The following is a 19,551-nucleotide window of genomic DNA, read 5'->3' as shown; positions in this document are numbered from 1 at the left end:
AGGCGCATTCCATGCTTGATGAGCTTAGGCGCAAAAGGTGAATGAATGATCGACGGGGGCGAGGCAATCCGCAAACTGGCGCTCAATCTCGCCCGCTATTCCGGTCTTGCGCCGCTGGCCAAGCCGTTCATCGGCGGCCTTGGCGCCATCCTGATGCTGCATCGGGTCACCGCGACGCCGGAAAAGCCGAACGGCGTCAACCGCCACTTGAACATCGCGCCTGGGTTCCTCGACATCGTGATCGCCGACATGAAGGCGAACGGCTACACGTTCGTTACTCTGGACGAGGCAATCGAGCGCATCAAGGCTGGCGACAAGGACGGCCAGTTCGCGACGATCACCGCCGACGACGCCTATCGAGACAACATGACCGAGGCGCTGCCCGTGCTGGAGAAGCACGGCGCGCCGATCACCATCTACGTCGCGCCGGGACTGATCGATGGCGCTGCCGATTTGTGGTGGGACGTGGTCGAGGACATCGTCAATGCGCGCGATCGCCTGACGCTGACGACGCCGGACGGCCCGGTGACGATCGATTGCTCGAACCCAGGAAAAAAGGTCCAGGCCAATGCGCGTCTGCACGCTCATCTGACGCTGAAGGTGCGCGAGCAGGACCAGCGTGCGGTATTGCGCGATCTGGCGCGTTCGAACGGCATCGAGTTGGGCGGTTCGCGCCCGAACACGCTGATGAACTGGGACGAGCTCCGCACCATGGCCGCGCACCCGCTGGTGACGATCGGAGCGCATAGCGTCAATCATTGCAATCTGAAGCGGCTTTCCGAGAGCGACGCGCGGCATGAGATCGGCGACGTCAAGCGCATATTGCAGGCCAAACTCGGCGAGGAGCCGCGCCATTTCGCCTATCCCTACGGTTATGCCAGCGCCGTCGGCCGTCGCGAGGTGGGCCTTGTCCGCGATGCCGGCTATGCCTCGGCCGTGACGACCCGCCACGGCATACTCCGCGCCGAGCATGCCGGGTTCCTGCATGCCCTGCCGCGCATTTCGGTCAATGGCCGCTATCAGAGCGTCGCCCACATCCGAACAATGTTGTCGGGCGTGACGACGCCGCTGGCCAATGCCGGCAAGACGGTGGTGACGATCTAACTGTTGCCTCGGCCCTTCGGCCGCGGCTCCAGGATCAGCCATTTGATGATGCCCATCGCCGGCAGCACCCACAAAAGCCCGCTCAGCAGGAAGAAGATGAAGTGCGCCAGCGGCCCGGACTGTGACAATTGGGCGACTGCCACGATCGAGGCGACCATCGCATAGACGACGACCAGCAGTACCAGCAGGAAGCTTCCGATCAGCTTTTTCAGGCGAATGGGCATAACGCGATCTCGTTGATCGCTATCGCTTAAGCCGAACAGCCAATACGCGCAACCCGCCAGAAACGGCGCGACGGCGTGCCGCGCTGTCCGGTCTTGCAAGCCGGGTTGCGATGGTTCACCAATCCGCGACTTCAACTGCCGGGACAAAGCCATGGCTGCTGCCATATCCGATGCCGTGCCTTTCGCAGCCCGCGATCGCGACCTTCGCAACCGCGCGCTGGTACGTGGTTGGCTCTATGTCGTGCTCCTCGTGCTGTTTGCGCTGGTGGTGGTCGGCGGCGCTACGAGGCTCACCGATTCGGGCCTGTCGATCACCGAATGGCAGCCGATTCACGGCGTCATCCCGCCACTCAATGATGCCGAGTGGCAGGAGGAGTTCCTGCGCTACCAGCAGATCCCGCAATATGCCGAACTCAACAAGGGCATGAGCATCGAGGCGTTCAAGTCGATCTTCTGGTGGGAGTGGGTGCACCGCATCCTGGCGCGTAGTGTCGGCGTGGTCTTCGCCCTGCCGTTGCTGTTCTTCTGGGCGACGCGCCGCATCGAGCGCGGCCTCGGCACGAAATTGTCGGGCATCCTCCTTCTCGGCGCCCTGCAGGGCGCGATAGGCTGGTGGATGGTGGCGTCCGGGTTGGCCGACCGGGTTTCGGTCAGCCAATACCGGCTGGCGACGCATCTGACGCTGGCGGCGCTGATCTTCACGGCGACCATGGTGGTCGCGCGCGGACTGGCCCCACACTCCGAACCGGCCGCCGACCGATCGACGCAACGTCTGGCCGGCTTTCTGGTGCTGCTGGCGCTGGTCCAGATCTATCTCGGCGGGCTGGTCGCAGGGCTCGATGCCGGCTTGAGCTACAACACCTGGCCGCTGATGGACGGCAAACTGGTCCCCGGCGACCTGCTGCTGCTCGAGCCGGCATGGCGCAATTTCTTCGAAAACCCGAAGACGGTGCAGTTCATCCACCGGGTCGGCGCCTACACGATCTTCGCGGTCGCGCTCTGGCACATGATTGCGACACGCCGGCGTCTGCCGGGCACGACGCATGCCCGACGCGCGACGCTGCTGTTCCTGATTGTCGTGGTGCAGGCGTCGATCGGCATCGGCACCCTATTGATGCATGTGCCGCTGCACATGGCCCTGACGCATCAGGCATTCGCGCTGTTCCTGCTGGGTTTTGCCGCCGCGCACTGGCGCGGCACCAAGGGCGCTTATCCGCTGCCCCACGAGATTGCTCTCAGAGGCTGAGCCGCACCGTCCGGATCGCCATGGCGATCGCCAGCTCGCGGTCCTCGTCGACCGCATTGCGATCTTCATGATGCCATGCAGCCGACAGGCAGCCATAGGCGATGGCGTGGTCCAGTATCGCGGGCGGCGACTGGCCGAGCGTTGCGGCAAAGACTTGCGCCATATGCCGATCCGCCGCGTATCGAGGCAAAGATCGTCTCGGTCGAGTGGGTTGTAGAACATGTTGGCCGCGTCGAAGCCGGGGTCGCCGAGAACGCCCTTCGGGTCGATCGCCAGCCAGCCGCGCGGACCGTGCATGACGTTGTCGTGGTGCAGGTCGCCATGCAGCGGCCGCACGTCATGCGGATTGGACAGCAGCCGTTCCGCGATTTCGGCTGCTTCGACATACAGGCTCTTTTCGCCGGCGGCGCGATCGGCCTTGGCCTTTTTGAACAGGCTGGAGAACCGGGTCCGCAACGGCTGGAGATCCGGCGGGGCAGGGTGCTTCGACGGCGAGACCAGTCTTGCCATTACCTCGGCCGCGATCGCGGTGGCGGCATTGTCGCCTTGTTCGGCAAGATGGTGTGACAGCATCCTGTCGCCGGCGTATTCGAGCAGCATGCGGTGGCCGTCGCGGCCGAGCAGCCGCACCGCGCCTTCGCCGCGTCGCCAGGCGAGGAAATGCTCGCCACGCAACTCGTCCTCGACATCGTCGAAAGGCTTTAGATCCTTGACGATTGCCGGTGAGTCGTCCTCGCGAGCAACCTTCCAGAGGCGGCTGCTGAAGGTTTCGGCGATGAGTTCGGGCGCGCCGACCTTCCAGCGCTTCGGAAATGCCGGCGCATCCATTCAGAGGCCGAGCATCAGATCCATGTTCTGCACGGCTGCACCCGAGGCACCCTTGCCGAGATTGTCGTAGACGGCAAGCAGCAGCGCCTGCGCCCTGTCGTCATTGGCAAAGACATAGAGCTTCATCCGGTTGGTGCCGTTGTAGATCTCCGGATCGATGTCAGGCATGCGTTCCTGATGCAGATACGGCGCCACCTCGACCACGCCACGATCAATGGAAGCAAAATGGTCGGCGATCGCCGCGTGAAGCTCAGCGCCGGTCGGTACATGGTCGAGACCGCCGAGTTGCAGCGGCACTACCGTGATCATGCCTTGCGCGAAATTGCCGACTGCCGGCTGCATGATCGGATCCTGCGAAAGCCTGGCATAGGTCCTGAGCTCCGGCACGTGCTTGTGCTGCAGCGTCAGCCCGTAGGGCAGGAATTCCGACGCATCCTCGCCCTTGGCGACATAATCCTCGATCATTGGCCGGCCGCCGCCGGAATAGCCAGAAATGCCGTTGACGGTGACCGGAAAATCGGCTGGCAACAGCCCCGCCGCAACCAGCGGCCGCAGCGTCGCGATCGGTCCTTGCGGCCAGCAGCCCGGATTGGCGACGCGCTTCGCCGAAGCGATCTTCTTCGCCTGGTCCTTGTCCATTTCGGCGAAACCATATTCCCAGCCCTCGGCGACGCGATGTGCCGTCGAGGCGTCGATCACCTTGGTGGTGTCATTGGCGATCAGCGAAACGCTTTCCTTGGCTGCCGCGTCCGGTAGGCAGAGGATCGCGACATCGGCGGCATTGAGGAACTCGGCGCGCGCTGCCGTTTCCTTGCGGCGCTCAGTCGGGATGGAGATGATTTCCAGGTCGCCGCGCTCGGCAAGCAGCGCCCTGATCTGCAGACCGGTGGTGCCGTGCTCGCCGTCGATGAAGATTTTCGGTTTCATTGCCTGCCAAAATTCCTGTTAGCTATATGCCGCTTGCCTGATTCAATCCGGCAACGCTGTGATTGCCCTGGTTCATTTCCTCGAGCCGGGCCTTTCGTTCCGCCAGCAGCCCGAGATAGTGCATGGCCACCATCGAGCCGGCAATTGCCGTTATATCGGCGTGATCATAGGCTGGCGCAACCTCGACGACGTCGGCGCCGACGATATCGACCTGGTTGATCTGGCGCAGCACCGACAGGATCTTTGCCGAAGACGGGCCTCCCGCTACCGGCGTTCCGGTGCCGGGCGCAAAAGCCGGATCCAGGCAATCGATGTCGAAAGTGACGTAGGTCCTCTTGCCGCCCGTACGGTCGACGATGGCATAGGCGATGTCGGACGCCCGCATTTCCTCCACTTCATGGCCATACAGGATCTTGATGCCGAACGTATCGGGCGCGTGGGTGCGGATGCCGATCTGGATCGACCGGTCGGGGTCGATGATGCCCTCCTTGACCGCACGGCCGATGAAGGAGCCGTGATCGATGCGCTTGCCGTCGTCGGGCCAGGTGTCCTGATGAGCGTCGAACTGCACCAGGGCCAGCGGGCCGTAGATGGCGGCATGCGCCTTGAGCAGCGGCCAGGTGACGAAATGGTCACCGCCGAGCGATAGCAGAAAGGCGCCGGATTTCAGGATCCTCGCCGCTTCGCGTTCGATCGTGGCAGGGGTCTTCTGGTGATTGCCGCTGTCGAGCAGGCAATCGCCAAAATCGACCACGGCAAGCTGTTCGAACAGGTCGCGCGAAAACGGATATTGCGGATCGTTGTCGAGGATGGCCGACGCGCGGCGAATCGCCTGCGGTCCGAAACGCGCGCCCGGCCGATTGGTGACCGCCGCGTCGAAGGGAATGCCCCACACCACCGCATCGGCGCCCTTCACATCCTTCGAATATTTGCGCCGCATGAACGACAGCGCGCCGGCATAGGTCGGCTCGAACGACGCGCCCGTCCTGGAGCGGGTGGTGAAGGCGTGATCGATGGTCCTTGGCGGCATGAAGCGATCTCCTGTGCGTCGACGCGCAACCTTATTGGCCATAATTCTCAGAATTGCGACCCCTTCGGAAGAACATGGCTATTCGGCCCGGTCACAAATCCTTGCTTGCCAGGAGAGCCCCGCATGGCTGGCCCGGAGATTGCCTAGTTAGCAACCGAAAGTAGCCGCTACGGCCGTTTCGGCCGGCATTAACCTGATTTTCCAGCGTTTGCGAAGCCGGCTTCGTTCACTAGGCTGTCACGAGCGTCGCTTAACCGGGTGTCGATCCGGTACGGAGCGATTCTCATGCGAACGACCTGTCTCATGCGAACGACTTGGCTGAGCCTTCTGCTTTCCGCGGCGCTGGCGGCCTCCCTTGGCCATGCATCGGCAGGCGAAACGCGCGCCAGGCAGATTCTCGACCGGTTCGAGCACGCCAACCAATGGCGCGACCATGTGATGGTGGCCGCGCACCGCGCCGGCGGCATGCAGGCCGGCAAGACGCTCTATCCCGAAAATTCGATCGCCGCCGTCGAGGCGTCGATTGCAATGGGCGCCGAAATCGTCGAGGTCGATATCAGGCGCTCGAAGGACGGACAGTTCGTCGTCATGCATGACAGCTGGCTCGACCGCACCACGAACTGCAAGGGCGAGGTGGTCAAGCGCACGCTGGCCGAACTCAAGACGTGCCGGTTGGTGATCGAAGGCACCGGCGCCTTTACGGGCGAGACAGTCTCGACGTTGCGCGAAATGTTGATGGCGACCAGGGACAGGATCCTCATCAATCTCGACAATAAGCTCGATACCGAAAGCCTCGCCGGCATGGTCGCGGTCGCGCGCGACCTCGGCATGGCCGAACAGGTGATCGTCAAGGAGAACCTGTGGGATGCGGAGAGGATCGCCACGGTTGCGGCCGCCATGGACGCGATCGACGGCGGCTTCCAGTTCATGCCGATCATTGCCGACGATGCGGTTCACGACGCCATGTTTGCCGAAAAAGTCAGCCGGGCGTTCCCGGTGCGGGCGATCGAACTGATCAATTGGCGGGCTGGCGCCGAGACACTGACCGAGACCGGCGGCCCGCTGTTCAGCCCGCGCATGCGCGCGCTGGCGGTGAGGGGTGACTGGCACATCTGGGCCGACACCTATGCCATCGTCAACAAGCCGGGTGGCTTCCTCGCCGGTGGCCGCGGCGACGAGCTGGCGGTCGCGGCCAGCCTGCCGCGCGAGACTTATGGCTTCTGGGTCGAGCGCGGCGCCACCATCATCCAGACCGACGAACCGAAGGCCGCCATCGATTGGCTGGCGGCGAACGGTTTTCGCGTGCCCTATGCCGGCCCGGCCGAGCCGGCGAATACGGCCAGCATTAACTAGGAGCGGCGGTCGCGCTGCCAATCTCCCCCCTTGTGGGGGAGATGCCCGGCAGGGCAGAGGGGGGCGCTGTCCCTCCAGCCTATCGGGTCGATTGAGATTGCAATTGGCGTCAATTGTCACGCAGGGTTCAACAAGAGGCAGGCGATCCTTCGCGCCCCCCTCTGTCCTGCCGGACATCTCCCCCACGAGGGGGGAGATTGGCTCATCACCGCCTTCGCTAGTCTCCAACACCGGCTGGCGGCACCTCGCGCCTCGTGCGCAGGTCAAGCGGCCATCGCCACGCCCTCTAGCGCCTCGAGCGCATCCTCCGGCAGCGCGAGATCGCCTGCGGCGAGGTTCTCCCTGAGATGCGCAACTGAAGACGTGCCGGGGATCAGAAGAATGTTGGGCGCGCGGCGAAGCAGCCAGGCGAGCGCGACCTGCATGCGCGTGGCGCCGAGGCGTGCGGTGACCTTGGACAAGGTCGACGACTGCAGCGGGTTGAAGCCGCCAAGCGGGAAGAACGGCACATAGGCGATGCCGCCGTGGGCCAGATCGTCGATCAACGCATCGTCGCCCCGATGCGCCAGATTGTACTGGTTCTGCACGCAGACGATCTTGCAAATCCTGCGGCCTTCGGCGATTTGTGCAGCGGTGACGTTGCTCAGCCCGATGTGACGCACAAGGCCCTGTCGCTGAAGCTCGGTAAGCGTTGCAAGCGGGGCCTCGATCGACCCTTCGGCGGGGCCATGCGCGTCGAACATGACTCGAAGGTTGACCACCTCCAGCACGTCGAGCCCGAGATTGCGCAGATTGTCGTGCACCGCCTTGGTCAGCTCGTCGGCCGAGAAGGCCGGCAGCCATGCTCCGTCCCGGCCGCGCCGGGCGCCGATCTTGGTGACGATAACGAGGTCGTCGCGATAGGGTGCGAGCGCTTCGCGGATCAACAAATTGGTGACGTGTGGGCCATAGAAGTCGCTGGTGTCGATGTGATTGACGCCCTGCGCAACGGCTTCGCGCAGCACGGCCAATGCCGCATCGTGGTCCTTTGGTGGGCCGAAGACGCCGGACCCTGCGAGCTGCATGGCGCCGTAGCCGAGCCGTCTGACTTTGCGGTCGCCGAGGGTGAATGTGCCGGACTGGTCGACGCTGGACATAGTCTTTCTCCTTCAGGGAATGGTGCACAGATAGACGGTGTCCGATCTCGCGATAATTGGGTACAATTCGCACGGGCTGTGCGGAATGACGAACAATGCAGATTGATCTCGGGGATCTGAACGCCTTCGTGGCCGTAGCGCGCGCCAAAGGTTTTCGGGATGCGGCACGCGCCAGCGGCGGCAGTGCGTCCGGCTTGAGCGAGGCGGTGCGCCGCCTGGAGACGCAGCTCGGTGTCAGGCTGCTCAACCGGACGACGCGCAGCGTCGTCCTGACGGAGGCCGGCCAAGGCTTGCTGGCGCGGCTCGGTCCAGCCTTGACCGAGGTGGAGTCGGCGCTGGACGTGGTGAACGGCTTTCGCGACAGGCCGGCCGGCTCGCTGCGCCTCAATGTGCCGGTCAGCGCGGCGCGACTGGTCCTGCCCAGCATCGTGCCGCGGTTCCTTGCCGCCTATCCCGGTATCCGGCTGGAGGTGATCGCCGAGGAGAGCTTTGTCGACGTGCTGGCGGCCGGCTGCGATGCCGGCATCCGTTACGACGAGCGGCTGGAACAGGACATGATCGCCGTGCCGATCGGGCCGCGCGTGCAGCGCTTCGCCACCGCCGCCAGCCCGGCCTACCTGGATCGTCATGGCCGGCCGCAACACCCGCGCGACCTGCTCGGCCACGCCTGCCTGCGCGGCCGCTTTCCCAGCGGTGCGATAACGCCATGGGAGTTCGAGCGCGACGACGAGGTGGTGCGGGTCGATCCGACGGGGCCACTGATTGTGGGGATCGGCGGAGCAGCCGATTTAGCCGTTGATGCAGCGATCGCCGGCACCGGAATCGTGAAGCTGTTCGAGGACTGGCTTCGCCCGCATTTCGAGAGCGGTGCACTCGAACCCGTCCTCGAACCCTGGTGGCAGAGCTTCTCCGGGCCGTTCCTCTACTATCCCGGCCGGCGCCTCGTACCGGCGCCGCTGCGGGCGTTCGTCGACTTCATCAGGGACAGCCGGACCTGAGGTCTGCGCCAGGCCTGAACCCTGCCGCAGGCGCTGGTGAGGAGATGGCTCTGCACGAAAAGAAAAGGCCGCCCGGAGGCGGCCTTTCGATAGCGTGCAATTGCGCAGCGCTTAGCGCTTGGAGAACTGGAAGCTCCGGCGGGCCTTCGCCTTGCCGTACTTCTTGCGCTCGACCACGCGGCTGTCACGGGTCAGGAAGCCGCCCTTCTTGAGCACGGCGCGCAGCGCCGGCTCGTAATAGGTCAGCGCCTTGGAGATGCCGTGGCGCACCGCACCGGCCTGGCCGGAAAGGCCGCCGCCGATGACGGTGGCAACGATGTCGTACTGGCCGGCGCGGTTGGCAGCGATGATCGGCTGGTTGAGGATCATCTGCAGGACCGGGCGCGCGAAATATTCGGCGAACACCTTGTCGTTGACGACGATCTTGCCGGAGCCGGGCTTCACCCAGACACGGGCGATGGCGTTCTTGCGCTTGCCGGTGGCATAGGCGCGGCCCGATTTGTCGAGCTTCTGGACATGGACGGGTGCAGCCGGCTGGGTGTTGGTGTTGCCGGTGGCAGTTCCGAGTTCTGCGAGCGAGGAAAGCTCAGCCATCTTACGAAACCTTCTTGTTCTTGGCGTTCAGCTTGGCCACGTCGAGGACGACGGGCTGCTGGGCGACATGCGGATGTTCCGTGCCTGCATAGACGCGGAGATTCTTCATCTGGCGACGGCCGAGCGGGCCGCGCGGGATCATGCGTTCGACGGCCTTCTCAACGACACGCTCGGGAAAGCGGCCCTCGAGCAGCTGGCGCGCGGTGCGTTCCTTGACGCCACCGGGGTGACCGGTGTGCCAGTAATAGACCTTGTCGGTGAACTTCTTGCCGGTGAACACCACCTTGTCGGCATTGATGACGATGACGTTGTCGCCGTCGTCGACATGCGGGGTGAAAGTGGGCTTGTGCTTGCCGCGAAGATGATTGGCGATGACAGTGGCGAGACGGCCGACGACGAGACCCTCGGCGTCGATCAGCACCCACTTCTTCACCACATCCGCAGGCTTCTGCGAAAAGGTTGTCATGGATTGTTGCTTTCGGTTCGGACCTTCAAAAGAAGGCGTTTCTTGTTGCTTGGATTGGCGAAAGGCACTTGCCCGCCGCCAATAACAAAACGGCGGCCTTTGCGGGCCGCTGTTCCGTGAGGGCTTATAGGAGAGAGCGGCGACTACGTCAAGGCGCGTGAAAAGCCATCTCTGGGGTAAAATCAAGCAAAAACAATGATTTGAGCACAAGGTATTATTTTACCACATCTCCAATCCGCTTTGGCGGGATCGAATAGGTGCCCGTTGCGTGCGCTACCGTGTGTCCCTCCGGGCCGGCGACGATGTCGATATCGAACACCATCAGGCTCTTGCCGAGCTTGAGGATGCGGCAATGGCCGTCGATCGGCCCGGCCTCGGCCTTGCGGACAAAATTGATGTTGAGACTGGTGGTGACCGAAAGTGCATCCGGTCCGGCATGCGAGAGCACGCAGACATAACCGCCTATGTCGGCCAGCGTGAACAGCGCCGAACCCGATACGGTGCCGCCGGGACGCAAATGGCGCTCGTCAGCATTGAGCCGCACAACACAGCCGCCTGGAAACACCTCCAACGCCTCGTAGAAGGTGAACTGGTCGTTGAGCTGCGGGAAAACAGTCGCCACAAGCGCGTTGACGCCAGCAGCCGTCAGCACCGGCTTGAGATTGCTTTGAGCAGGCATGGCGGTCTCTCGTTGTGCCTGCCTGTTTGAGCGCAGCGTGCCGTTTCTGGCAACAGCCATTCATTATGGCAGAGGCGGGGTGTTGGACGAAGCGAGACCCGCATACTAGATTAGTCCATCACCGATCCGGAATCGCGGAGGAATGACCCATGGCCGAAATCGTCGCCATCAAGCCTGCCGTTGCTGAAGGGCCGGTCGCCGCCCGGCTGGATAAGGGCGTGTTGCGCCTGACGCTCGCCAATCCGCCGGCCAATGCTCTTTCGCTTTCAGTGATGGCGGCGCTGATGGCGGAACTCGACCGCGCCAAGGCCGACAAGTCCGTCCGCGTCATCGTCCTTGGGGCGGCCGGCAAAGTGTTCTGCGCCGGGCACGACCTCAAGGAGTTAAGCACGCACCGCGCCGATGCCGATCACGGCAGGGCCTTCTTCGAAAAGACGTTTTCCGCCTGCGCTTCACTCATGCAGGCGATCGTTCGCCATCCCAAGCCGGTGATCGCCGAAGTCGACGGCCTGGCGACGGCGGCCGGATTGCAACTGGTCGCCAGCTGCGATCTCGCCATCGCTTCGCACGAGGCGACCTTCTGCACGCCGGGCGTCAATATTGGACTGTTCTGCTCGACGCCGATGGTGGCGCTGTCGCGCAATGTCTCGCGCAAGCACGCCATGGAGATGCTTTTGACCGGCGAAACGATCGAAGCGGCAACCGCTAAGGAATTCGGCTTGGTCAACCGCGTCGTGCCGCGCGAATATCTGAATCAGATTGTCACCAAATACGCGCAAACCATTGCGTCCAAATCGTCCTTGGTCGTCAAGATCGGCAAGGAAGCCTTTTATGAGCAAGCGGAAATGGGGCTGGCCGAGGCCTATGATTACACCGGGCGCGTCATGGTCGAGAACATGCTGGCGCGCGATGCGGAAGAGGGCATTGGCGCCTTCATTGGCAAACGCAAGCCGGAATGGCCGGAGGAATAGGAGGCGGATATGGAACCGCGCATCTCCATCATCACCATCGCCACCGACGATCTCGACCGCGCCACGCGCTTTTATGAGGCGATGGGCCTGACCCGCCATGCCGGGATCACCGAGGGCGTTGCTTTCTTCCAGATGGGTGGCGCCATCCTTGCCCTGTTTCCGCGCCCAAGCGCCGAGGAGGATTCAGGCGTGACCTTCGGCAACGCGCCGTCGGCCGTCTACCTCGCCTACAACACCCGCTCCGACGCCGAGGTCGATGCAGTGTTGGCGCTGGCCAAGAAGGCCGGCGGCCGTATCGTCAAGCCGGCGCAACGGGCCTTCTGGGGTGGCTGGTACGGCTATTTCGCCGATGCGGACGGGCATGTCTGGGAAGTGGCGCACAATCCGGCTTTTCCGATCGCGGAAGACGGATCGATTTCGCTGCCGGCCTGACGAGGTTCCCCTCTGGCTCATCGCAAGCAACTGACGCGGCTGAAGGCACCCTATCTGAAGCGTATCCTGATCGAGCCCAGCCGGGTCGTCGATTGGGAAAAATATCCCTGGAACCTGCCGATCTTTCACCGCCATGAATTCGAGCTCGAATTCACCACGCCGATCACCATCATCGTCGGCGAGAACGGCACCGGTAAATCGACGCTGCTCGAAGCGATCGGCGCGCTGGCAGGCTACGATGAAGCCGGCGGCGGCAAGGGCTACATGCCGGTCGATCACTCCCGCGCCGTCGACAAGAGCGGCGCAGCGCTGGCGGCGACGTTGCGCGGCCACTGGCTGCCGAAGGTCACCGCCGGCTGGTTCTTTCGCGCCGAATCCTTCTATTCGGTTGCCCGCTATCTAGATCAGGCTGCCATCGACGCACATGAGGCGCCGCCCGACTTCCTGTCCTGGTCGCATGGCGAGGGTTTCATCAGATTCTTCGAGGAGCGCTGCCGCCGGCAAGGCATTTACATCCTCGACGAGCCCGAAAGCGCCTTGTCGCCGACGCGCCAGATCGAACTTCTCAAGATGCTGCGGCGGATGGACCAGTCCGGCACGGCGCAAGTGATCATGGCGACGCATTCGCCGCTGCTGATGGCCTGTCCCGGCGCGCGGCTGTTCCGCATCAGCCGGTCCGGGCTCGACCCGACCGATTTTCACGACACCGATCATTTCCGCATGATGCGCAATTTTTGCAACGATCCAGATGGTTTTTTCGCCGAAGCGCTGTATGAGGACGAGGCATGAACCACGACGCTTACGACAACGCCTATATCGCCGGCATCCTCAATTCGGTGAAGACCATCGCCATGGTCGGCGCGTCGGCTAATGACGTGCGGCCGAGCTATTTCGTGCTGAAATATCTGCTCGGCAAGGGCTTTTCGGTGTTCCCGATCAATCCCGGCCAGGCCGGCAAGGAGATCCTAGGCCAGATGACCTTAGCCAGGCTCGCCGACGTTCCGGGACCTGTCGACATGGTCGACGTGTTTCGCGCGTCCGCTGCCGTGCCGGGCATTGTCGACGAGGTGCTGCGGCTCGATCCGCTGCCGAAGGTCATCTGGATGCAGCTTGGCATACGCCATGACGAGGCGGCCACACGCGCCGAAGCCGCCGGCATCAAGGTGGTGATGAACCGTTGCCCCAAGATCGAATATGGCAAGCTGTCGGGCGAGATCGGCTGGACCGGCGTCAATTCCGGCGTGCTGTCGTCGAAGAAGCCGCTGATGCGGCCGGGTTTCCAGAGTTTCGGCGTTCGCCAGAAGTAGGTTCCCGCATCCGCATCTGGGAGAGCGGGAACCTCATCGTGCCGCCCGCCGATCGCTAGTACCGGGTCCACTGTCCGCCTTCGTACCAGAAGGCGGCCGAGATCCGTCCGCCGCCGTCGACCCACCACAGCTCCATGCTACTCGGGATACGGGAGACCGCGGCAATACCGCCATTGGTCGCGGCGCTGCCGTCCGGCGCGAGCTGATAACGGGTCCACTGTCCGCCCTCGTACCAGAACGCGGCCTCCATCGACCCATTCGGCCCCGTCCACCACACTTCCATACTGCCAGGGATGCGGGAAACTGCTGCAATGCCGCCATTGATCGCGGCGCTGCCGTTCGGCGCGAGCTGATAGCGGGTGGGCTGGCCGCCTTCATACCAGAAGTTGGCTTCGACCGATCCGTGCGGCCCGATCCACCAGAGCTCGAGGCTGTTCGGGATGCGCGACAGCGTGGCGATGGTGCCGCCGACGGCGGCGCTGCCGTCCGGTGAAAGCTGATACCGCGTCCATTGGCCGCCCTCATACCAGAAGGCGACTTCGATCGAGCCGTTGGGCCCGATCCACCAGACCTCCATGCTGTTCGGGATGCGCGAGACGGCTGCGATACTGCCGCCGCGCGCCGCGCTGCCGTCCGGTGCCAGCTGATAACGTGTCCACTGGCCCCCTTCGTACCAGAAGGCCGCCTCGATCGAGCCGTTGGGACCGATCCACCAGACCTCCATGCTGTTCGGGATGCGCGATACCGCTACGATGCCGCCATCGGGAGCGGCGCTGCCGTTCGGCGCCAGCTGATAGCGGGTCGGCTGGCCCCCCTCGTACCAGAAGTTGGCTTCGACCGATCCAGCTGGGCCGATCCACCATTCCTCCATGCTTTGCGGGATACGTGAGACGGCGGCGATGGCGGTGCCAGGCGCGGCACTTCCGTCCGGTGCCAGGCGATAGCGGTTCCAACGGCCACCGTCGTACCAGAAGCCGACCTCGATCGACCCGCTGGGGCTGGTCCACCAGATTTCCATGCTTCCCGGAATGCGGGCCAGCGATGCGATGCCCTTGACGCCGGGCACGTCGCGCAACGTCCCGACGAAGGTGATCCGGAAGATCAACTCGTAGGTTCCGCCGTCGCCTTCGATGATCATGCGCCGGTCCCTGACGCCGAAATCTATCAGGTCTGCCCCCTCCAGCCTGAGCTCCTGCGTGCCGAGATGGTCGTCGTCGAGCGCGAAGGGGATCGGCAGGTCGATGCCGTTCAACACGCTGCCGATGTCGCTGGTTAGCCGCGCCGCGCGATTGCGCGGGTCGGGGTCACCGAGCGACGCCGTAAGCGAGGCCGCCCCCCTGATGCTCACCAGGTTCCGGTATTGATTTGGCGAGCCGTTGTCCTGCTCCATCAGCGAGACGACAATTGCCACGTCGGCCGGATTCTGGATGGGCTGAGGGGTTCCGTTCGTGCCCCAGAACGGTTGCCCGTTCACGGTGACGGGATGCTCGTCATCGTCGTCCATGTCCTCGAAGATGCCGAAGCTGAAGACCTGGAGGTCCGGCACGGCGGGCAGTCCCGGCGCGGTGGGGCGCATGTTCGCCACGCTCACCAGGACGTAGACTTCGTCGGAAGCCGAAAGCTCGTTGGTCTCGTTGAGGCACTTGATGCTTTGCAGATTGATCAGCAGCGTCATTGAGATACTCCTTGAATAATCGCCTTTGTCCATCAGCGGATGCTTGGGAGTCCCATGGTTGTTGCCATGGTCGGAGGCAGTAAATTGCTGCCGACGCGCAGGCTGACAGAGCCGGACTTACGGATGGCTTATGGAAGAAGGCGGCGGCTTCGCGGGGTGGCGAGCCGGCGAAGCAGGCTTGTGGCGGGGAGCCACGCCGGCCCAATCTTTTGCGAGGCGCAAATCCATTCTCCTCAGCCCGCGATGCCCGAGCCGGTTGCACCGAAGGAACAAGTCGGCTGGAATTTTTCTCCTTTGCATTCGCGCCAATGATCGGCCAACAATGCCGGCCGTATCAGTGGGCAGGAGAGGAATATCGACATGGTTCAGCGCACGCCCGGGTTCAACACGCTCGCCGTCCATGCCGGCGCCAAGCCGGATCCGGCGACTGGGGCGCGAGCGACGCCGATCTATCAGACGACCTCCTTTGTCTTCGACGATGCCGACCACGCCGCCTCGCTGTTCGGGCTGAAGGCGTTCGGCAACATCTACACCCGCATCATGAACCCGACACAGGCGGTGCTGGAAGAGCGCATCGCGGCACTCGAAGGCGGCACGGCAGGCCTTGCGGTCGCCTCCGGCCATGCCGCGCAGGTGCTGGTCTTCCACAATCTGATGCAGCCCGGCGACAATTTCGTTTCAGCGACAAAGCTTTACGGCGGCTCGATCAACCAGTTCGGCCACGCCTTCAAGAATTTCGGTTGGCAGGTGCGCTGGGCCGACACCAATGACATCTCGACCTTCGAGAGCCAGATCGACGACAGGACCAAGGCGATCTTCATCGAAAGCCTGGCCAATCCGGGCGGCGTCTTCGTCGATATCGAGAAGATCGGCGACATTGCCCGCAAGCACGGCCTGCCGCTGATTGTCGACAACACGCTGGCCTCGCCCTACCTGCTGCGGCCAATCGAGCATGGCGCCGACATCGTCGTGCATTCGCTGACGAAGTTCATCGGCGGCCATGGCAATTCGATCGGCGGCGCCATTGTCGACGGCGGCACGTTCGACTGGTCGAAGTCGGGCAAATATCCGATGCTGTCGGTGCCGCGCCCCGAATATGGCGGCCTCGTCCTGCATGAGACCTTCGGCAATTTCGCCTTCGCCATCGCCGCGCGCGTGCTCGGCCTGCGCGACATCGGCGCGGCGATTTCGCCGTTCAATGCATTCCTTATCCTGACCGGTCTGGAAACCTTGCCGCTCAGGATGCAGCGCCACTGCGACAATGCGGCGGCGGTCGCCGGATGGCTTTCCAACCATCCCAAGGTCGCCTGGGTGTCCTATCCCGGCCTGCCCGACGACAAGAACAATGCGTTGCAGAAGAAGTACTCGCCGCTGGGCGCCGGCGCGGTGTTCACTTTCGGGCTGAAGGGCGGCTACGCGGCGGGCATCAAGTTCGTCGAGGCGCTCGAGCTGTTCTCGCACCTGGCCAATGTCGGCGACACCAAGTCGCTGGTCATCCACCCGGCATCGACCACGCATCGCCAGCTTTCCGACGAGCAGAAGATCAATGCCGGGGCAGGGCCGGACACGGTCAGGCTTTCGGTCGGCATCGAGGACGTCAACGACATCGTCGCCGATCTGGAACAGGCTCTCGCCAAGGTCTGATCGCCATGACCACGCCGAGATTTCTTTCCGTCGGCGTCGACACCGTCGCACCGGAACTTGGCGCACCCGCGCCGGATCGCCTGATTTCGGGCGATCCGAAATTCCGCACCTGGAATGTCGAGGAACAGGACGGCGGCCTCTATGCCGGCATTTGGGAAGCGACGCCAGGCAAATGGCGCATCGAATATGATGAATGGGAGTTCTGCCACATCCTGTCAGGGGTTTCGGTGATCGCCGAAGACGGCGGCAAGGCGCGCACCGTCAAAGCCGGCGATAGTTTCGTGCTGAGGCCGGGCTTCAAGGGGAGCTGGGAAGTGCTTGAAACGACTCGCAAGGAGTATGTGATCAAGCTTTGATCGCCTGTCGGCTGAGCCTATCGGATCGAATCCTCAAAAGCCCACGGCGAGCGTTTCCAGCCCATGGAAATGATAGCTGTCGCGAAAGCGTGGTTGTTCGGCAAGATGCAGCTGCGGCAGGCGTTCGAACAAGGTTTTCAGCGACACCTGCAATTCGAGCCGGGCGAGCGGCGCGCCGATGCAGAAATGAATGCCGGCGCCGAACGACAGGTTTTTCTGGTCGGCGCGGTCCGGCCTGAAGGCGAGGGGCTCGGTAAAGGCGACGGGATCGCGATTGGCCATGCCGAGCAGCAGACCGATCGTCTCGCCAGGGCCTACGATGATCCCAGGCCCAGCCTCGACCTCCTGATAGGCATAACGCGTGAACATGTGCAGCGGCGCGTCGAAGCGCAGGCACTCTTCGACCGTCGCGGCTGTTGCTTCCGGTGAGGCGAAGAAGCGGCGCGGGTCGCCGCCTTGCGCAAGGATCGAGCGCACCGCATTGCCGGTCTGGTGGACGGTTGCTTCATGGCCGGCATTGAGCAACAGGATCGCCGACGATACCAGCTCGTCCTCCGACAGTTTCTGGCCATCCTCCTGTGCCGCAATCAGCAGCGACAGAAGATCCTCGCCCGGCCTCTTTCGCCGCTCGGCGACGTAGCCGCGCAAAAAATTCGAAAAGTCGCGCGCGGCGCGATTGGCCGTGTCCTCCGTCTCGCGGGTGCGGCCATGCATGTACATGGCGACCATCCGATGCGACCAGTCGAGCAGCTGCGGACCCATGTCGACCCGTACGCCGAGCATCTCGGCAATGATGGTGATCGGCAAGGGAGCTGCGAACGCCGGCAGCAGGTCGACTTCCCCTGGTTCGAAACGGTCGATCAGTTCGTTGGCCAGCGCCTCGACGCGCGGCCTGAGCCGCTCGACCTGGCGCGAGACGAAGGCCCGGTTGACCAGCGTTCTGAGCCGTGTGTGGACGGGCGGTTCCAGCTCCAGCATCGAATTGGCCTCGATGCCGTCGAAGGCGCTGAGATGCGTGCGATCCTGGCCGATGCCCCGGCTGTCCGGAATGCCGGCCGGGTTCTGCCGGCCGAAGCGGCGATCGCGCAGCAGACGGTTGACGTCGTCGAAGCCGCCAAAGCACCAGAAACCAAATTCTTCCCAGAAGATGGCGCTCGATGCACCGTGCAGGTAAGCGTAGGCTTCGTAAGGGTCCTGAAAAAAAGCCGGCTCGTGCGGATCGAGCCGCAGTCGGCGGGTGGCTGGATCAAAGGCAAGGTAGGGCGGCTTCAATTCGGTCATGCCAGACCATTAGCGCATGACCCCGAAAACCGGAATCGGTTTTCGGAAAGGATCATGCGCAGATTCAAAGTGTTGGAGCGTCCTTTGCGCGTCGAAGGACGCGCGGCGCTCCAAGGCTTGCCAGTCTGGTGCCAGACCGTATGTTGGCCCTCCCGTGAGGTGAGCCACCAAAGCGGTTGTGGAAGGACGGTTTTCATGAATGTGATCGTGGTCGGTGCAGGCATTGCCGGGCTTTCCACGGCGTGGTCGCTGGTCAAGGCCGGTCACCTCGTCTCGATCGTCGAGCAGGGACCGATCCCCAATCCGCTCGCCGCCTCCGGCGACCACCATCGCATCATTCGCCGCGCCTATCGGGCCAGGACGGGCTACGGCCGGCTGATCACCAACGCCTATGAAGCCTGGGACGAAATGTGGGCCGATCTCGGCGAAAGCCATCTCGATCCGCGCGGCTTCATCTGTATTTCGCGCGAGCCGGGAGATGCGGCCGAGGAATACCGCGAAGGCATGGAAGCCGGGAACTACCCGTTCGAATTGTTCGAACCGGACGCCGCGGTCGACCGCTGGCCGTTCCTAGAACCCGGTTCATTCCGCTATGCATATTTTTCACCGGACGGTGGCGCCTTGCACTGCCGCAAGATCGCCTCGGGCCTCACCAGATGGCTGCGCGCGAACGGCGCCAATGTCTACGAAAACAGCAAGGTGGTCGAGATCGACGCCGACGCCGGACATGTCGTGCTTGCGAGGGGCGAAACGATGCAGGCCGACCGGATCGTCGTCGCTGCCGGCGCCTGGGTGCTAAAACTGTTCCCGGAGCTGGATGGCGAGCTGAAAACCTGGCGCACCGCGCTCGCCTATGTCGAGCCGCCGGTGGACCTGAAGGCAGCCTGGCAAGCAGCACCGGTTGTGCTCGACGTCGGTGGCTCCGTCGACGGCTACGTGATCCCGCCCTCCGGCGCCGCCGGCATGAAGTTCGGCTCAGGCCTGCACCGAGTACCGACCAGCGATGCCGACTGGAACCGTCAACCGGTACCGGGCGAGGGTGAGGCGATCCGCAACCTGTTTTCGCCGCCGATTGCCCGTATCGCGGAGTACAAGGTCACCGAGGTGGTCACCTGCGCCTACACCTTCACCGCCGACCAGAAATTTCTGGCCCACCAAAAGGGCAGATGCCTGGTCGTCTCGGCCTGCTCCGGCCACGGCTACAAGTTCGGCGCGGCAGTTGGCAGAAGGGTTGCGGCCTGCGTCGGCAATGGCGATGTCGACGGCCTGAAGAAATGGCTCAGGGCCGAGGCGGCCTGAG

The 19,551-nt window shown here is 63.5% G+C and carries 20 protein-coding genes and 1 pseudogene; 11 read left to right on the top strand and 10 right to left on the bottom strand.

Annotation, left to right across the window (positions count from 1 at the left end; translation table 11 throughout):
* Window positions 1-45 precede the first annotated feature (45 nt).
* Window positions 46-1,104, top strand: coding sequence for a polysaccharide deacetylase family protein (locus tag NKI50_RS21765; RefSeq protein WP_352495316.1), 1,059 nt, complete (start codon window positions 46-48; stop codon window positions 1,102-1,104).
* On the opposite strand, the gene NKI50_RS21760 is transcribed toward NKI50_RS21765, so the two are convergent.
* Window positions 1,101-1,328 carry a DUF2842 domain-containing protein gene (locus tag NKI50_RS21760; RefSeq protein ID WP_023717309.1) on the bottom strand — a complete coding sequence of 76 codons (228 nt, stop codon included), beginning with the start codon at window positions 1,326-1,328 and terminating at the stop codon, window positions 1,101-1,103. The two genes, NKI50_RS21765 and NKI50_RS21760, sit on opposite strands and share 4 nt — an antisense overlap.
* 151 nt (window positions 1,329-1,479) lie before the next feature.
* On the opposite strand from NKI50_RS21760, the gene NKI50_RS21755 reads away from it, so the two are divergent.
* Complete coding sequence (locus tag NKI50_RS21755) at window positions 1,480-2,574, top strand: COX15/CtaA family protein (RefSeq protein ID WP_352495317.1); 1,095 nt, start codon at window positions 1,480-1,482, stop codon at window positions 2,572-2,574.
* Here NKI50_RS21755 and NKI50_RS21750 read toward each other — a convergent pair.
* The 3 genes and pseudogenes from NKI50_RS21750 to speB all read right to left on the bottom strand — a co-directional run bounded on the left by NKI50_RS21750 (window position 2,564) and on the right by speB (window position 5,359).
* Window positions 2,564-3,402: pseudogene (locus tag NKI50_RS21750) on the bottom strand (aminoglycoside phosphotransferase family protein). The gene NKI50_RS21755 and the pseudogene NKI50_RS21750 sit on opposite strands and share 11 nt — an antisense overlap.
* Entirely contained in the window at window positions 3,403-4,329 is a 927-nt protein-coding gene (gene argC, locus NKI50_RS21745; RefSeq protein WP_023717311.1) for an N-acetyl-gamma-glutamyl-phosphate reductase, read from the bottom strand. It abuts the pseudogene before it with no gap.
* 22 nt (window positions 4,330-4,351) lie between these two features.
* Window positions 4,352-5,359 carry an agmatinase gene (speB, locus tag NKI50_RS21740; protein WP_352640069.1) on the bottom strand — a complete coding sequence of 336 codons (1,008 nt, stop codon included), beginning with the start codon at window positions 5,357-5,359 and terminating at the stop codon, window positions 4,352-4,354.
* Between the two features lie 303 nt (window positions 5,360-5,662).
* Here speB and NKI50_RS21735 point away from each other — a divergent pair, with 303 nt between their 5' ends.
* Entirely contained in the window at window positions 5,663-6,712 is a 1,050-nt protein-coding gene (locus tag NKI50_RS21735; protein ID WP_023717313.1) for a glycerophosphodiester phosphodiesterase family protein, read from the top strand.
* A 263-nt stretch (window positions 6,713-6,975) separates the two neighbouring features.
* Here the strand turns inward: NKI50_RS21735 and NKI50_RS21730 are convergent, their stop codons facing one another.
* Window positions 6,976-7,848 carry an aldo/keto reductase family oxidoreductase gene (locus tag NKI50_RS21730; RefSeq protein WP_352717534.1) on the bottom strand — a complete coding sequence of 291 codons (873 nt, stop codon included), beginning with the start codon at window positions 7,846-7,848 and terminating at the stop codon, window positions 6,976-6,978.
* Between the two features lie 95 nt (window positions 7,849-7,943).
* Here NKI50_RS21730 and NKI50_RS21725 point away from each other — a divergent pair, with 95 nt between their 5' ends.
* Window positions 7,944-8,846 (top strand): LysR family transcriptional regulator, encoded by a 903-nt coding sequence (locus tag NKI50_RS21725; protein WP_352640070.1) that lies wholly within the window; start codon window positions 7,944-7,946, stop codon window positions 8,844-8,846.
* A gap of 111 nt (window positions 8,847-8,957) precedes the next feature.
* Here the strand turns inward: NKI50_RS21725 and rpsI are convergent, their stop codons facing one another.
* The 3 genes from rpsI to NKI50_RS21710 all read right to left on the bottom strand — a co-directional run bounded on the left by rpsI (window position 8,958) and on the right by NKI50_RS21710 (window position 10,585).
* Entirely contained in the window at window positions 8,958-9,440 is a 483-nt protein-coding gene (gene rpsI, locus NKI50_RS21720) for a 30S ribosomal protein S9 (protein WP_023717316.1), read from the bottom strand.
* Window position 9,441: 1 nt separating this feature from the next.
* Window positions 9,442-9,906 (bottom strand): 50S ribosomal protein L13, encoded by a 465-nt coding sequence (rplM, locus tag NKI50_RS21715; RefSeq protein WP_023717317.1) that lies wholly within the window; start codon window positions 9,904-9,906, stop codon window positions 9,442-9,444.
* Between the two features lie 214 nt (window positions 9,907-10,120).
* A complete protein-coding gene (locus NKI50_RS21710) occupies window positions 10,121-10,585 on the bottom strand; it encodes a PaaI family thioesterase (RefSeq protein WP_352640071.1) in 465 nt (154 codons plus the stop codon).
* Between the two features lie 149 nt (window positions 10,586-10,734).
* On the opposite strand from NKI50_RS21710, the gene NKI50_RS21705 reads away from it, so the two are divergent.
* From NKI50_RS21705 to NKI50_RS21690, 4 genes are read left to right on the top strand one after another with little or no spacing between them, the layout of a single operon-like run.
* On the top strand, window positions 10,735-11,556 hold the full coding sequence (locus tag NKI50_RS21705; RefSeq protein ID WP_023717319.1) for an enoyl-CoA hydratase: 822 nt from the start codon (window positions 10,735-10,737) through the stop codon (window positions 11,554-11,556).
* A 9-nt stretch (window positions 11,557-11,565) separates the two neighbouring features.
* Window positions 11,566-11,988 carry a VOC family protein gene (locus NKI50_RS21700; RefSeq protein ID WP_023717320.1) on the top strand — a complete coding sequence of 141 codons (423 nt, stop codon included), beginning with the start codon at window positions 11,566-11,568 and terminating at the stop codon, window positions 11,986-11,988.
* A 12-nt stretch (window positions 11,989-12,000) separates the two neighbouring features.
* Window positions 12,001-12,777: an AAA family ATPase gene (locus NKI50_RS21695; RefSeq protein WP_352481312.1), complete on the top strand. Its 777-nt coding sequence runs from the start codon at window positions 12,001-12,003 to the stop codon at window positions 12,775-12,777.
* Window positions 12,774-13,295 (top strand): CoA-binding protein, encoded by a 522-nt coding sequence (locus tag NKI50_RS21690; protein ID WP_352717531.1) that lies wholly within the window; start codon window positions 12,774-12,776, stop codon window positions 13,293-13,295. Before NKI50_RS21695 ends, NKI50_RS21690 begins: the two co-directional genes overlap by 4 nt.
* Window positions 13,296-13,350: 55 nt before the next feature.
* On the opposite strand, the gene NKI50_RS21685 is transcribed toward NKI50_RS21690, so the two are convergent.
* The gene (locus NKI50_RS21685) at window positions 13,351-14,970 is read right to left on the bottom strand and encodes a PLL family lectin (protein WP_352640072.1); all 1,620 of its coding nucleotides are present in this window, start codon (window positions 14,968-14,970) and stop codon (window positions 13,351-13,353) included.
* 360 nt (window positions 14,971-15,330) lie between these two features.
* On the opposite strand from NKI50_RS21685, the gene NKI50_RS21680 reads away from it, so the two are divergent.
* Both NKI50_RS21680 and NKI50_RS21675 read left to right on the top strand, forming a co-directional pair.
* Window positions 15,331-16,614: an O-acetylhomoserine aminocarboxypropyltransferase gene (locus NKI50_RS21680; RefSeq protein ID WP_352640073.1), complete on the top strand. Its 1,284-nt coding sequence runs from the start codon at window positions 15,331-15,333 to the stop codon at window positions 16,612-16,614.
* 5 nt (window positions 16,615-16,619) lie between these two features.
* A complete protein-coding gene (locus NKI50_RS21675) occupies window positions 16,620-16,970 on the top strand; it encodes a cupin domain-containing protein (protein ID WP_352640074.1) in 351 nt (116 codons plus the stop codon).
* A gap of 33 nt (window positions 16,971-17,003) precedes the next feature.
* On the opposite strand, the gene NKI50_RS21670 is transcribed toward NKI50_RS21675, so the two are convergent.
* Entirely contained in the window at window positions 17,004-18,251 is a 1,248-nt protein-coding gene (locus tag NKI50_RS21670) for a cytochrome P450 (protein WP_023717326.1), read from the bottom strand.
* Window positions 18,252-18,446: 195 nt separating this feature from the next.
* Here NKI50_RS21670 and NKI50_RS21665 point away from each other — a divergent pair, with 195 nt between their 5' ends.
* On the top strand, window positions 18,447-19,550 hold the full coding sequence (locus tag NKI50_RS21665) for an NAD(P)/FAD-dependent oxidoreductase (protein ID WP_352717528.1): 1,104 nt from the start codon (window positions 18,447-18,449) through the stop codon (window positions 19,548-19,550).
* Window position 19,551 lies beyond the last annotated feature (1 nt).

It is taken from the genome of Mesorhizobium sp. M0563 (assembly GCF_040321065.1).
Taxonomy (GTDB): Bacteria; Pseudomonadota; Alphaproteobacteria; order Rhizobiales; family Rhizobiaceae; genus Mesorhizobium.
Note: the sequence above shows the minus strand (reverse complement) of the source record. Positions and strands in the feature narration are given on the sequence as shown.